This is a genomic window from Zunongwangia sp. HGR-M22, from assembly GCF_027594425.1.
In the GTDB taxonomy this organism is placed as follows: domain Bacteria; phylum Bacteroidota; class Bacteroidia; order Flavobacteriales; family Flavobacteriaceae; genus Zunongwangia.
In genome coordinates this window covers 3,132,825-3,148,093 of sequence record NZ_CP115159.1, presented here as the reverse complement: position 1 = coordinate 3,148,093, position 15,269 = coordinate 3,132,825, and the positions used below count along the sequence as shown (strand labels likewise).

The 15,269-nt window shown below is 34.6% G+C and carries 8 protein-coding genes; 7 read left to right on the top strand and 1 reads right to left on the bottom strand.

Annotated elements, in window-relative coordinates:
* Positions 1-33: 33 nt before the first annotated feature.
* From PBT91_RS13615 to bglX, 6 genes are read left to right on the top strand one after another with little or no spacing between them, the layout of a single operon-like run.
* Entirely contained in the window at positions 34-1,152 is a 1,119-nt protein-coding gene (locus PBT91_RS13615) for a glycoside hydrolase family 26 protein (protein WP_270059008.1), read from the top strand.
* Positions 1,153-1,161: 9 nt separating this feature from the next.
* The gene (locus tag PBT91_RS13610; protein WP_270059007.1) at positions 1,162-3,003 is read left to right on the top strand and encodes a sodium:solute symporter family protein; all 1,842 of its coding nucleotides are present in this window, start codon (positions 1,162-1,164) and stop codon (positions 3,001-3,003) included.
* Between the two features lie 4 nt (positions 3,004-3,007).
* A complete protein-coding gene (locus PBT91_RS13605; RefSeq protein WP_443089627.1) occupies positions 3,008-4,219 on the top strand; it encodes a glycoside hydrolase family 130 protein in 1,212 nt (403 codons plus the stop codon).
* Positions 4,200-5,390 carry an AGE family epimerase/isomerase gene (locus PBT91_RS13600; RefSeq protein WP_270059006.1) on the top strand — a complete coding sequence of 397 codons (1,191 nt, stop codon included), beginning with the start codon at positions 4,200-4,202 and terminating at the stop codon, positions 5,388-5,390. The genes PBT91_RS13605 and PBT91_RS13600 overlap by 20 nt, the downstream gene beginning before the upstream one ends.
* Positions 5,391-5,423: 33 nt before the next feature.
* Positions 5,424-6,707: a glycoside hydrolase 5 family protein gene (locus PBT91_RS13595; RefSeq protein ID WP_270059005.1), complete on the top strand. Its 1,284-nt coding sequence runs from the start codon at positions 5,424-5,426 to the stop codon at positions 6,705-6,707.
* Between the two features lie 3 nt (positions 6,708-6,710).
* On the top strand, positions 6,711-9,008 hold the full coding sequence (gene bglX / locus PBT91_RS13590) for a beta-glucosidase BglX (RefSeq protein ID WP_443089626.1): 2,298 nt from the start codon (positions 6,711-6,713) through the stop codon (positions 9,006-9,008).
* A gap of 104 nt (positions 9,009-9,112) precedes the next feature.
* Here the strand turns inward: bglX and PBT91_RS13585 are convergent, their stop codons facing one another.
* Entirely contained in the window at positions 9,113-10,489 is a 1,377-nt protein-coding gene (locus tag PBT91_RS13585) for a sialate O-acetylesterase (protein ID WP_270059004.1), read from the bottom strand.
* Between the two features lie 561 nt (positions 10,490-11,050).
* Between PBT91_RS13585 and PBT91_RS13580 the strand changes: the two genes are divergently transcribed.
* Positions 11,051-15,133, top strand: coding sequence for a two-component regulator propeller domain-containing protein (locus PBT91_RS13580; protein ID WP_270059003.1), 4,083 nt, complete (start codon positions 11,051-11,053; stop codon positions 15,131-15,133).
* Positions 15,134-15,269: the final 136 nt, after the last annotated feature.

Genomic DNA, 15,269 nt, shown 5'->3' with positions numbered 1-15,269 from the left:
ATATACATTTAGCATAGAAAATAAAAAATTCAAATGAAATATTTTATCAGAATACTTATACTATTTAATCTTACTTTATTAATGTCTTGCGCTACAATGTCTAGAAATGCGAATAGTGTTCTTTCAGATCGCTACGCAAATAGTAATGTTATTAAGTTACGAGAACGTTTGAAAAATATTTCAAAAAAAGGAATGGCCTTTGGGCAGCAAGATGCCACCGCTTATGGCTTAAACTGGTATTTACAAGAAGAGCCGCAAGTATTAACTAGCGATATTAAAAAAGTAGTAGCTAAGCAGCCCGCTTTATTGGGTTTTGATTTAGGCCACTTAGAATTAGGAAACACCTTTAATTTAGATACCGTTTCATTTGCTATGATGAAGCAGCATACTCAAAAAATGTATAAAGAAGGTGGTTTAGTGACATTTAGCTGGCATTTAAATAATCCGGTAAGTGGAGGAAGCTCTTGGGATACTATTTCAGCTGTTTCAGAAATTTTAAAAGAAGGGCCAGTCAGTCAAAAATATAAAGGTTGGGTAAAGCAGCTTAGCCTATTCTTTAATTCTTTAAAAGATGAAGAAGGAAACGCAATTCCTGTTATTTTTAGACCTTTTCACGAAATGAATGGTGCCTGGTTTTGGTGGGGAAAAGGACGGTGCACTCCTGAAGATTACAAAAAACTTTGGATAAAAACACAGCAGTTATTTTTTGAAAATGGGGTTCACAATCTTTTATACGCTTATTCTCCTAACACCATGTCTTCTGCTGAAGATTTTGACAGGTTTTATCCGGGAGACCAATACGTAGATGTGCTGGGTGTTGATATCTATAACCATAGCGGAGATGAAGAATTTATTCGATCTGTTACTCAAAATCTTCAACTATTAAAAAAGAAAAGCATTGCTAAAAATAAGCCTTTTGCCTTAACCGAAACCGGAAATTTTAGTATGGCAAGTAATGCCAAGTGGTGGACAGAAGTATTATACCCTGCCATTAAAGAAAGCGGAATTGCTTGGGTATTGGTGTGGAGAAATGCCCGAAAAGACCATTATTTTAGTACCTATCCTTCCGAAAAAACCGAATCTAACTTTAAGAAGTTTGAGCAAAAACAAGATATATTATTCTTGCCCGAGCTCAAAACTATACACAACTAATTTAGCCCTATGTTACAATTAACCGATATTCTTATTATTCTTGCCTATTTAGCAGGAACAATAATAATTGGACTTGCTGCTAGAAAGCAAGCCCAAAAAAGTAAAGACGATTATTTAATGGGAGGGAAAAGCCTTCCGTGGTATATGTTAGGCTTATCTAACGCTTCGGGAATGTTTGATATTTCCGGTACCATGTGGTTGGTGACCCTAACCTTTGTTTATGGATTTAAAAGTATTTGGATTCCTTGGTTATGGCCTGTTTTTAACCAGGTTTTTTTAATGGTTTATTTATCGATGTGGTTACGCCGATCTAACGTAACAACAGGAGCCGAATGGATTTTATTTCGGTTTGATAGTGGAAAAGGAGGGAAACGATCGCATACCATTATCGTGATATTTGCCATATTAAGTTGTTTAGGATTTTTAGCCTATGGTTTTATAGGATTAGGGAAGTTTGTTGAAATTTTTATTCCCTGGGAATTAATTTCACCTTACGTTCCTTTTGAGGTCGCGCCAGCTTATATTCCTCACTTTTACGGTATCATTTTTACATTATTTGCTGTTTTTTATTCCGTGTTAGGTGGTATGTCCGGTATTGTTTGGACCGATGTTTTACAATACGGAATCATGACGATTTCTTCAATTGCTATTGCGATTATTGCATGGAATGCTTTTGGAGAAAATACGTTAAATGTACCTAACGATTGGATGAATCCGTTTTTCGGCTGGGAACTCAATCTCGATTGGACGGGCATCATTGATGAGGTAAACACCAAGATTGCAGAAGATGGCTATTCCTTATTTGGTCTCTTTTTTATGTTGATGCTCTTCAAAGGTATTTTATCGAGTATTGCTGGGCCAGCACCTAATTACGATATGCAAAAAATCCTTTCTACAAAATCTCCATTAGAAGCCGCTAAAATGAGTGCGTTCTCTTTAGGAGCTTTAATCCCAACTCGATATTTAATGGTTGGTGGTTTTTCTATTTTAGCTGTTCTTTTTTACGATCAGCTAGATTTGAGAACTGCCGGGGTACTCGATTTCGAAAAAATCTTACCGGCAGCCATTGGGCAGTTTGTTCCGGTAGGTCTTTTAGGCTTGTTGTTAGCGGGTTTACTGGCTGCTTTTATGTCGACTTTTGCGGGAACATTAAATGCTGCACAAGCCTATTTGGTTAATGATATTTATTTGAAATATAAAGAACCTGATGCCTCTTCTAAAAAAATTAAAAAGATGAATTATCTCAGCGGTATCGTGGTGGTAATTATCAGTATTGTACTTGGCTTTTTCGTTCAAGATGTAAACTCTATATTACAATGGATTGTTTCTGCACTCTACGGTAGCTACGTGATCTCTAATGTATTAAAATGGCATTGGTGGCGTTTTAACGGAGAGGGCTATTTCTGGGGAATGTTGTCTGGTATTATTCCGGCTTTAATATTTCCAATATTTACCGATACACTCGATTTGTATTATTTCCCGATTATTCTTGTTATTTCTCTATTTGGAGCTATTGTGGGAACCTACACAGCTCCTCCTACAAACGAGGAAGTACTAATGAATTTTTACGAGAAAACAAATCCTTGGGGATTTTGGAAACCAATTGCTAATAAAGTACAATCGGTTAATTCAAATTTCAAGAAAAATAAAGGTTTTTCACGTGATATGTTTAATGTCGTGATTGGGACATTAGCCCAAACCTTATTAGTAATTATCCCTATCTATTTAATAATTCGTGAATACTCGCTAGTACTATATTGTACAATCGTTTTATGTATTGCTATAGTTATTCTAAAGTTTAATTGGTGGGATAGAATAAAAAAAGAAAATTCCAAATCTGTAAATATGTAACTCAATGAAAAAGTCAGTAGATATAAATACCAGTTTGATGAAAACCATTCCTAATTTTTCTCAATTAAAAACTACCCATCGTGAACTGCTTGAAAAAAATAATAAGCCAGTTTCTAGCTTTAATGGCATATACCAACGTTATCAAAATCCGGTGGTAACCCATGCACATACGCCTTTAGAATGGCGGTACGATTTAAATCCGGAAACCAACCCTAACGGATTAGAACGTATCGGGATTAATGCGACGTTTAATCCGGGAGCAATTAAATGGAACGATAAGTATCTTTTGGCCGTACGAGTAGAAGGCAACGATCGTAAATCGTTTTTTGGTATCGCAGAAAGCCCTAACGGAATCGATAATTTTAAGTTTTGGGAAAAACCGGTTGCTTTACCACAATATGGTGAACCAGATACCAACGTGTACGATATGCGATTAACAAAGCACGAAGATGGCTGGATCTATGGTATTTTCTGTACAGAACGCAAAGATAAAGATCATTTAGAGGATACTACGGCTGCCGTGGCTAATGCCGGAATTGTTAGAACAAAAGATTTGCTAAGTTGGGAACGTTTGCCAGATTTAATATCTAACTCAGGTCAACAACGTAACGTAGTTATGCATCCTGAATTTGTTAATGGTAAATATGCATTGTATACGCGTCCGCAAGACGGATTTATAGAAGTAGGAAAAGGCGGCGGAATTGGTTTGGGCTATATTACAGATATGTCGAATCCTGTTTTAGAGGATGAAACAATAATCAATCATAAAGCATATCATACTATTTATGAAATGAAAAACGGGCAAGGTCCTGCGCCAATTAAAACCGAAGAAGGATGGTTACATTTAGCGCATGGGGTTCGTAATACCGCAGGAGGTTTACGATATACCTTGTATATGTTTATGACCGATTTAAATGATATTTCAAAAGTGATTTATCAACCGGCCGGTTATTTTATGGCGCCTAATTACGAAGAAACAGTTGGTGATGTTCCCAATGTGTTATTCGTAAATGGATGGATTAAAGATGAAGACGGAAAAGTATATATTTACTATGCTTCTTCAGATACACGCTGTCATGTAGCGGTAAGTTCCGTAGAACGATTAGTAGATTATGTAAAAAATACCCCGAAAGATAATTTCACATCAGCTAGTTCAGTAAACGAAATTATTGATTTAGTAAACCGGAATAAAGCTTATGGAAATTCTGCAGACTAATTTTAAAAAAGAACTTTTTCAGGAACTAATCAATATTGTTAATTATTGGAAAGAAAATAGCCTGGATATAGAAAATGATGGTTTTATAGGTAGAAGAGATCATTTTAATAAACCCGATTTTAATGCCGATAAAGGCGTTATTTTAAATACGCGTTTGTTATGGACCTTTTCCAGAATAGCGAATTTTAAGCCTGATTTTTCTACGGAAAAAGAAGCAGATAGAGCTTTTGAGTATCTGAAGCATTATTTTAAAGATGCTGAATTTGGTGGCGTATATTGGGTATTAGATTATCAGGGGAATCCTTTAAATACCAGAAAACAAATTTACGCGCAGGCATTTTTAATTTATGCTTTATCAGAATATTATAAGTTTTCTAAAAATGAAGAAGCCTTAAATTGGGCTTTAGAGGTGTTTAAATTAATTGAAAAACACGCGCTAGATAAAGAATTTGGCGGATATATCGAAGCTTTTAACCAAGATTGGTCGCCAATTGAAGATATGCGATTAAGTGAGAAAGATTTAAATGCTTCAAAAACTATGAATACGCATCTTCATATCCTAGAAGCCTATACAACTTTAGCTGAAGTAACTCATTCAGATAAGGTGAAAAAAGCATTACAGAATTTAATCAATCTTCATCTTGAAAAATTTTTTAATGCTGAAAATGGTCACTTTCAATTGTTTTTTGATACACAATGGAATTTGCAAAACCACGTGGTTTCATACGGTCACGATATTGAAGCAACCTGGTTACTGTTAGCTGCAGCAAATCAGGTTAACAATAAAAATTTGATTGAAAAAGTACAAAAAGCGGCAATTCAAATTGCAGATGTATTTTTAGCTGAAGCTTACAAAAAATCTGAGGGTATAATTAATGAAAAAGATTTAGAAACCAACCACGTCGATACCGATAGGCATTGGTGGCCTCAAGCTGAAGCGATGCTAGGTTTGGCGTATGCGAACAATATCCAAGCTTCAGAAAAATATAGAGAAGCTATAGAAGATATCTGGGATTTCACCAAAAAATATATTATCGATGAAGAACTTGGCGAATGGCATTTCAGAATCGATAGAAATCATAAGCCTTATGAAGATGAAAACCGAGTAGGAATGTGGAAGTGCCCGTATCACAATAGCCGAGCACTAATCGAACTAATTGAAAATTATTAAAATCTGTAAAAAAATACCCTAACTAAAATTATCATGATAAAACGACTCTTTTCAATATGTATACTTTGTATTGTTTGCTATTCGTGCCAAAGCGTAAAACCGATAAGCGTTAAAAACGGCCAATTTTATCAAGGCAATAAACCATACTACTTTGTAGGCGCTAATTACTGGTACGGGCCTTTAATTGCGGCACCTAATATTGGTGATCGGGATCGGTTAATTAAAGAGCTGGATATGCTGGATAGTTTAGGGGTTGATAATTTGCGAATTTTAGTTGGTGGTGAAGGAGGAATAGAAGATTCTCAGGTAAAACCGGCTTTACAGTACGAGCAAGGAAAGTATAATCAGGATTTGTTAGAAGGGCTTGATTTTTTATTGAACGAAATGCGTAAGCGTAATATGTATGCGGTTTTATATTTAAATAATAACTGGATTTGGTCTGGTGGAATGTCTACATATTTACGCTGGAATGGTTACGGAGATGTTCCTAATCCATTTTTAGAAGAATATACCTGGCCGGAATATTTTGCGTATACACAGCAATTTCACACGTGCAAACCTTGTCAAGAAGCTTTTAAAAAACACATTAAATTTATAATGACGAGAACCAATTCGGTTAACGGATTGGTGTATACCGACGATAATACCATTATGTCTTGGCAAGTAGCTAACGAACCAAGAATTTTTTCTGAAGAAGACCGCGAGCCTTTTGCATCCTGGTTATCAGAAACTGTAAATTATATGGATTCATTAGATCCGAATACTTTAATTTCTACGGGCGCTGAAGGAAAAGCGAGTTATCTGCAAGATTTAGAAACCTATAAAAACTTACATGCTACCGATAAAATCGATTATTTAACAGCTCACATGTGGCCAAAAAATTGGGGTTGGTACAATAAAGATAATGAAGAAGCTACCTTACAAACGTCTATAAAAAATGCACATGATTATATTGAAGAGCATAAAAAAGTAGCAAAACAACTTCAAAAACCTTTGGTACTTTCTGAATTTGGATTTCCTCGTGATGGCGAAAGTTTAGAGAGAGGTTCTTCGGTAAACTATCGTGATCGGTTTTATAAATCGATATTAGAAGAATTAAAAGCAAGTTTTAAAAATAAAAATGAGTTAAGCGGACTCAATTTTTGGGGATTTGCCGGAATTGCCAAAACAATTTCTGGGCAAGCTAAATGGGAAAAAGGAGATGATTTTACAGCCGATCCTCCACAAGAACCTCAAGGTTTAAATTCCGTTTTTGCTGAAGATACTTCTACTTTAAAAATGCTAAAAGAGTATAACACAATCTTTTCTAAAAAGTAAGCCATGAAATTAAAATCGATAACAACTCCTATTTTTATCGCAGCTATAAGTTTTACTGCACATGCACAAACTCCATCATCAATGAAACTTTCCGAAGAAGAAATAACAACAAAAGTCGATTCGCTACTCAGCTTAATGACGCTGGAAGAAAAAGTTGGTCAAACCGTGCAATATAACGGATTTTGGGATGTAACAGGCCCGGCGCCTAACGGTACTAACGAAGCCAAAAAATATGAAGACCTAAAAAATGGAAGGGTAGGTTCCATGTTAAGTGTTCGCGGAGTTAAAGAAGTGAGAGCGGTACAAAAGATTGCAGTTGAAGAAAGTAGGTTGGGTATTCCGTTAATTATTGGTTTCGATGTTATTCACGGGTATAAAACCCTAAGTCCAATTCCGTTGGCTGAAGCCGCCAGCTGGGATTTGGAAGCCATTAAAAAATCAGCTCAAGTTGCCGCTTCAGAAGCAGCAGCTTCCGGAATCAACTGGACGTTTGCTCCGATGGTCGATATTTCTAGAGATCCGCGCTGGGGTAGAGTAATGGAAGGCGGAGGAGAAGATCCGTTTTTAGGAAGCAAAATTGCTGCTGCTCGCGTAACTGGATTTCAGGGAGAAAATCTCGCCGATCCATTAACTATCGCGGCCTGTGCAAAACATTTTGCAGGATATGGGTTTGCAGAAGCGGGAAGAGAATATAATAAAGCCGATTTTAGCGCAGTCACTTTACATAACGTGGTATTACCACCTTTTAAAGCAGCTGTAGAAGCAGGAACACGCACTTTAATGAATGGTTTTAATGAATGGAACGGCCTCCCGGTTACTGCAAATAAATATTTATTGCATGATGTGTTAAAGGATGAATGGGATTTCAACGGATTTGTGGTATCCGATTGGGCTTCTATTGAAGAGATGATTACCTGGGGTTATGCTAAAGATAAAAAAGAAGCCGCTTTACGAGCCATGACAGCCGGAACCGATATGGATATGGAAGGCTATGTGTATAACGAAGCTTTAGAAGAATTGGTAGCTAATGGAACTATCGATGAAGAAGTTTTAGACGATGCTGTGAGAAGAATTCTACGTGTGAAATTTGAATTAGGATTGTTTGAAGATCCATATCGATATTGCGATGAAGAACGGGAAAGAACTATTATAGGTAGTAAAGAAAATCGTGAAGCGGTATTAGATATGGCAAAAAAATCGATTGTATTATTGAAGAATGAAAACAAGCTTTTACCACTTCAAAAGAAAAATCAGAATATAGCCGTAATCGGACCGTTAGCAGAAGATGATAATAGTCCGCTAGGAAGCTGGCGTTTAGGATCAGACGATCATACGGCAGTTAGTTTTTTAGAAGGGATGAGAGCGTATAAGGGAAATAATATTACCTACGCAAAAGGAGCTGATTTAATTACTAACGATCCACAATTTACCAAAGAATTACATGTAAATACGTCTAATAAAAGTGATTTTGATGAAGCTATAGAAACGGCTAAAAACGCTGACGTAGTTGTAATGGTACTTGGTGAGCATGGTTTCCAAACCGGAGAGGGAAGAAGTAGAACCGAATTAGGTTTATCAGGCGTACAACAAGAATTGCTAGAAAAAGTGTACGAAGTGAATAAAAACATCGTACTTGTTTTAAATAACGGTCGACCGTTGGTGATCGATTGGGCTGCAGCGCATATTCCTGCTATTGTAGAAGCATGGCAATTGGGAACTGAAAGCGGAAATGCGATTGCTCAGGTTTTATATGGCGATTATAACCCAAGTGGAAAGCTTCCAATGACTTTCCCGAGAAGCGTCGGGCAAATTCCTATTTATTATAACAAAAGAAATACCGGAAGGCCGGTAGATCCTGCACCAGGACAAGAGCAAGTATTTTGGTCAAAATATATCGATGAAGAAAATTCGCCATTATATCCTTTCGGATTTGGATTGAGTTACACCACTTTTGAATATGCAGATTTAAAATTGAATAAAGAATCCATTAAATCTTCAGATGAAATAAAAGTAAGCGTCACCGTTACCAATACCGGTAATTATGATGGTAAAGAAGTGGTGCAACTCTATATCCACGATAAATACGCTAGTATAATTAGGCCCATAAAAGAATTAAAAGGATTTGAATTAGTAACTTTAGAAAAAGGGGAATCAAAAACCATTCAGTTTACGTTAACCGAAAAAGAACTTGGTTTTTATGATGCTGAAGGAAATTATAAAGTAGAACCCGGAGAATTTTCAGTTTTTGTTGGTGGAAGCTCTGAAGCTGATTTAAAAAAAGAATTTACTATTAAAGAGTAGTATTTGCTTTTAGCATAAACTAAAAACCCTCGTTTGCAAACGAGGGTTTTTCATTGTAAATAAGTTAATATTATATAGTTTGACGACTAATTTTTTTGAAGAAATCAGTCTATTTTAATCTCAAAACTAGAAGCTGGTAAATTAGCTTTATTATAAAGATTAGGAACAATCGCATTTTTCCAGGCATAACGAACATAAAGCGGATTCTTAATAGAAGATCTCAGAATAACCGTATTGTTTTTAATGCTTGCTTTTACCGTTTCAAACTCTTTATTTTCTCCGGCAACTTCAAATTGACGGTCTGAATTTTTAAAATTCAATCCTTCGGAATGCGAAAAATTAAGGATGATTTTATTCTTTTTCAGATTTGCATTTTCTACTAAAGGCCCATATACTTCTCCTGAAAATTGATGATATTTTTGTTGTAAAGCGATATTCGCAAAACGTTCACCTACCGGTTTTTTATCTCTCGGATGGATATCTTCTAAATTTCCTAAATCTCCCGTTGGTATCATTGCTGTATTGGCTAGTTTTAAAACTTCACGCTGTATATTTCGAATTTGCACGCCGGTATCATGATCTTCTCCATAATTATAAGGTGCAATTTGTGCATAATAAAAAGGGAAATTATCGTTCCATTGCTTTCGCCAAGACTGAATTAAAGTCGTAAATGCATTTTTATAATAACCAGTATTCTCTGTATTACTTTCGCCCTGATACCACAAAACACCGGATATTTTAAAAGGAATGAGAGGTGCAATCATAGCATTAAAGCTATAAGCAGGCTCAGTAGGCCACCATTTTTCTTGCGGTAAATATTTAGTTCCTTGCGCCAAAGTCGAATCTTTTTTAAAAGCTTCAGACGGGATCCAAACTTCTGCAGGTGTTCCGCCCCAATACGACCCGATAATTCCAACCGGAACGTCTAATTCGTTTGTTAATTTTTCAGCAAAAAAATAGGCGATAGCACTAAAATACTGCATGTTTTCCGGGCTGTTAACTTGCCAAGTAGCATCGATATCGATTTGTGCAGTTTCTGCAGTACGTTTGGGAACTCTAAAAAAGCGAATGTTTTTATTGGTTGCATTTTTAATAGCTAAGCTATCACCAACTATTCCGGCAGAAGCGCTCCATTCCATATTCGATTGTCCGGAAGCCAGCCAAACTTCTCCTAATAATACATTTTTAATTTGTACATGATTGTAGCCAAAAATGTCTAAAGAAACTGGTTGTTTAGTATCGGTTGTTTTTAGGATCAGTTTCCATTGCGCATGCCTGTTCGTGGTTGTGGTAAGGGTATCGTTAGGATTCCAAGAAGCAACAAGCTTAATTTCTTCACCAGGATCAGCCCATCCCCAAATTATAATATCGCTGTTTCTTTGTAATACCATGTTGTCTGAAAATATACTGGGTAGGCTAACATTTGCGATAGCATTAATGCTAATTAAAAATAGTATAATGTAAATACTGAGATTTCTCATTTGATTTGAATTTTTTCTTTAGGAAATTACATAAAGTGCCTTCTAAAATATGATATTCAATTAAAAATGACTACTTATAAAAGATCATTTACTTATATTATTTTATATTCAAAACGGCACAATTTTATAATTGGAAGCTTCTAAAAACATCAACATTAAAATTCGATAAAAGAGCTAAATGCTTATCTTTAATTTATATGATCTGTATGGCGATCCATATTGACTGTTATTCATAGCCTTTTTGCAATAGAAATTTTTAATTTACAATCCATATTTGGCTACAATATAAAAATAAATTAAACTTGTAGTCATTTAAACTATTAGATTTTAAGAGAAAAGAAATCGTTTGAATTTCATTTGTACATAGTATCTTTAAATCTAAACATTATAATTTTATTGATATCATTTTTTGCCTTAGCATTTAACTTTTATTCAAGCTTTTATCTTATAAATTCATAACGTTCAATCTTTTAATTTTCTAATTTCATAATAAAATTAAAATCAATAATGAGAGGTGTTTTCTTCTTATTTTTTCTTCTGTTTTGTTTTTCTCCTACCTGCTTGTCCCAGTCAGGTAATGTTCTAGATGCATTAGATTCAAGATATAGATTTTCTCATAAAGGCGTCATCGACGGTCTTTCACCTGGAGTAGTTAATGATTTTTATAAGGAGAACAAGGGTTTTCTATGGATTGCGACAACTTCTGGATTAAATCGTTACGATGGTTACGAATTTGATCTTTACAGTCCTAAAACTTCGAATGCATCAGCCATTCAATCAAGACATTTCAGGAGAGTTTTTAGTGGGCCTTTAGGTCTTATATGGTGCAAAACGCCGGAAGGTATCAATATATTTGATCCTGTTTCTGAAAGTTTTACTGCAGATCAAACCGAGATTCTGAATAAATTAGGGGTTTCTGGTAAGCCTATAAGAGATATTGTGGAAATAGAGGGCGATATTTTTTTGTTTATTCATGAGGAAAATGAGATAACTAGGTATGATCGCAACAGCAAAAAGGTTTTTGTATCAGATGAATATAATGCCCTTTTAAAAAAGAAAGATTTAGAAATCTCTTCTGTGGTAGCACAAGAGGCTGGTAGTTTATTTATAATCTTTAAAAATGGTTTGATTCATCGGCTTAACTCAGAGAAGCTTTCCCTTATAGCGGAATTCGATCAACTTCAAAAGAAATTCAATAATACTTACCATGATTTTAGAATGATAAGCGATGACAAAGGAGATCTTTGGATTCATCTTTTTGAGGATTATGGTGTTTTTTATTTTAAATATAGAGAGGCAAAATTGTTCAATTTTACAAAAGATTCAGGACAGATTCAGCTAAGTACCAATCTGGTTAGTGATATTGAAAAAGATGCCGAAGGTAATATTTGGATAGGATCAGATTTAGGTGGAATTAATGTGATTAATCCCAAAGAACTGTCTGTAAAATATATTAAAAATAATCCAGAAATTGGAAACTCTTTATCCCAGAACAGTATTACTTCACTCTATTGCGATGATAAAGGAATAATGTGGGTGGGTACCTTTAAAAACGGAATTGATTATTATCATCCTAATATCATACGTTTTCCTTTACAAAAGAAAATACTGTCTGATCCCGAAAGTTTACCTTTTAATGATGTAAATGTTTTTGCTGAAGACAAAGCAGGTAATCTATTCATCGGTACTAATGGCGGTGGTTTAATTGAATTGAATAAAAAAACAGGGAAATATATACAATATCAAAACAATCCAGACGATCCAACCAGTATTTCCAGTGATGTAGTGGTTAGTATGTTATATGATAGTAAAGACCGGTTGTGGATAGGAACTTATTTGGGAGGTTTAAATTTAATGACTAAGAATGGTTTTAAACATTTCCGTAGTAATCCTAAAGATAGTACGACTATTGCAGGGGATAACATTTGGGAGCTTTTTGAAGATTCTACCGGTAAAATATGGATAGGTACTTTAACCGGTGGTGTTGATATTTATGATGAAGAGCGAAATCGTTTTATACATTCATATGATGGAGGAGGCAAGTTTCCAATCCATGCAAATTATATATCTTCTATTGCAGAAGACCAGTATGGTCAAATTTGGATAGGAACTTCTAACGGCGTAGATGTCATAAATAAAGAAAAGGGAACTGTCAATCATTTAACGCATCGACCAGATGATATGTCGAGTTTAAGTGATAATAACATTTTAGCCATTTATAAAGACGATGATAATCATATCTGGGTAGGATCACAGCAGGGATTAAATTTGTATAATCACCAAGAAAAAGTTTTTTATCACTACGGAAAAAAGGACGGTTTACCCGGCGAGAAAATTATTGGTATTGTTGAAGATAACGAAAAAGATCTATGGATAACTTCTTCTTTCGGTATTGCACAATTGAAGAAAGGTAATCGAGATTCTTTAAAGAGTAAAATCGATTCCAATTTCAAAATATATAATGATCTTGATGGTTTACAGGGCAATCTCTTTAATGAGAATTCTATTTTTAAAAATAGTGAGGGTGAAATTTTAGTTGGTGGTTTGCATGGTTATAATGTCTTCAAACCGCAAGAATTTAAATATAATCAGGAACAACCGGAGATCATTTTTACTAAATTCAACTTATTTAACCAGGAAATTAAAGCAGGTGAAATTGTAAAAAAAAGAACCATTTTAGAAAAACCTTTACATGAAACTGAAGCAATTACGCTGAAGCATAATCAGAATTTCTTTTCGATTGAATTTGCTGCTTTAGATTTCTTTCAGCCTTCCAAAAATAGTTATCGCTACAAATTAATTGGTGTAGATAATGGATGGCAAAACTTAAGAAGTTCGCAAAGAACAGCATCCTATACCAATATCGATCCCGGTGAGTATACTTTTGTAGTCCAGGCTTCTAATAATGATCAGGTTTGGAATAGGGAAGGGAAGCAGTTGAGGATAACGATTTTGCCTCCTTTTTATAAAACCATTTACGCTTATATACTCTATGTAGTATTCATTTTAAGCTTATTGTACTTTGCTCGAAGAAGAATTATTAAAAAGCAACAACGTAGTTTCGAAATAAGACAGGAAAAGCAAGAAGCAGACCATTTACACAAAATGGATCTAATGAAAATTAGATTTTTTACGAATATTAGTCATGAGTTTAAAACGCCGCTTTCAATGATTTTATCTCCAATTTCAAAACTGAAAGAACAGCAACATTTAGGTACTCATGTAAAGGAACAAATTGATACGATCAACGATAATGCTCAGCGTTTACTAAACTTGATAAATCAAATTCTGGATTTAGGTAACGTCAAGAATGATACACTTCTTAATTCTTCAAAAGCGAATATTGTTGAATTTATAGACGATATCGTTACCGATTTTAGGGAGTATGCAGAAAATCGTGGTATCAAGCTCAATTTTCATAGTAAACAAAAAACATTTTATACCGTATTCGATCTGGATAAACTGGATAAGATCATTTATAATTTATTATCAAATGCAGTTAAATTTACACCGAAAGGAGGGAAAATCAGTGTTTATTTAGATGTTCAGGGATCACTCTCAAATAGTTCGAAAGAGAATAAAAAATGGGTAATTATTGAAGTTGAAGATACTGGAGTAGGAATTGCTGAAAGAGATCAAGAACATATTTTTGATCGGTTTTATAAAGCAAATCTAAAGACTGATATTAATAAAACAGGTAGTGGCATTGGTTTAGCCTTGGTAAAGGAATATGTGAAGTTATATATTGGGAAAATTTCATGTGTTAGTGAACCAGGTAAAGGAACAAGCTTTACTATCAAATTGCCATTGCAGGAGATACCTGAAAAAGAAATGTCTAACAGTTTTCAGAAAAACACCAATAAAATAATAGGACAGGATGATAATCTCCCTACCGTATTGATCATAGATGATTCCCGAGAATTTTTAAATTATTTAGGGCAAGAGTTAAAAGAACAATACAATATTTTTATAGCTACAGATGCTGAAACAGGATGGAAGAAAACACTGTCCATAATACCAGATCTAATCGTTTGCGACTGGGAAATGCCTGGAATGAAAGGTACAGATCTATGTTTAAAAATTAGAAATGATTCTCGTACTAAGCATATCCCTTTTATATTATTATCGGGAAATCAAAATGAAGATTATAAATTGGTAGGTTTAAAGGCAGGAGCCAATGATTATGTGACGAAGCCTTTTAAAGTAGAAGTTTTAAAATCGAGAATAGAAAACCTTATACAGCAGCGAAAATCATTTCAAGAGGCCTATCGTAAAAAAATAGAATTACCGGATGTTGTGAACCGGGTACAAGTTGAGAGTGAAGATGAAAAATTGATGCGTAAAGTGCTTCAGCTTGTGAAAAAGAAATATCAAGATCCAGATTTTACCGTGAAGCAATTAGCTTCCGATATTGGAGTAAGCCGATCGTTTTTATACAATAAATCGATGAGCCTTTTTGAGAAATCTCCTTTAGAGCTTATAACCGATATCAGATTAGAAAAGGGAAAGGAACTATTGAAACATAGCCAACTTACTATTTCAGAAATAGCTTTTCAGACAGGTTTCAATAATCCAAAGTACTTTACAAAAAATTTCAAGAAAAAATACAAAATGTTGCCTTCAGTATATAAAAAGCAACATTGATAGATAAAATTTTAATATAATTTGCCTATTCTGATTTTTCATGAAAAAATATTTTCAATTTTATATATAAAATCAAATTGTCCAATTGTTAAAATTTGCTCGCTGCAGTGTTTCAGCGGTTTGTGATCGAACCTGA

What these genes read in the sequence shown, in the direction of transcription:
- PBT91_RS13615 (WP_270059008.1), top strand. Translation starts at nt 34, where the DNA reads ATGAAATATTTTATCAGAATACTTATACTATTTAATCTTACTTTATTA.
- PBT91_RS13610 (WP_270059007.1), top strand. Translation starts at nt 1,162, where the DNA reads ATGTTACAATTAACCGATATTCTTATTATTCTTGCCTATTTAGCAGGA.
- PBT91_RS13605 (WP_443089627.1), top strand. Translation starts at nt 3,008, where the DNA reads ATGAAAAAGTCAGTAGATATAAATACCAGTTTGATGAAAACCATTCCT.
- PBT91_RS13600 (WP_270059006.1), top strand. Translation starts at nt 4,200, where the DNA reads ATGGAAATTCTGCAGACTAATTTTAAAAAAGAACTTTTTCAGGAACTA.
- PBT91_RS13595 (WP_270059005.1), top strand. Translation starts at nt 5,424, where the DNA reads ATGATAAAACGACTCTTTTCAATATGTATACTTTGTATTGTTTGCTAT.
- bglX (WP_443089626.1), top strand. Translation starts at nt 6,711, where the DNA reads ATGAAATTAAAATCGATAACAACTCCTATTTTTATCGCAGCTATAAGT.
- PBT91_RS13585 (WP_270059004.1), bottom strand. Translation starts at nt 10,489, where the DNA reads ATGAGAAATCTCAGTATTTACATTATACTATTTTTAATTAGCATTAAT.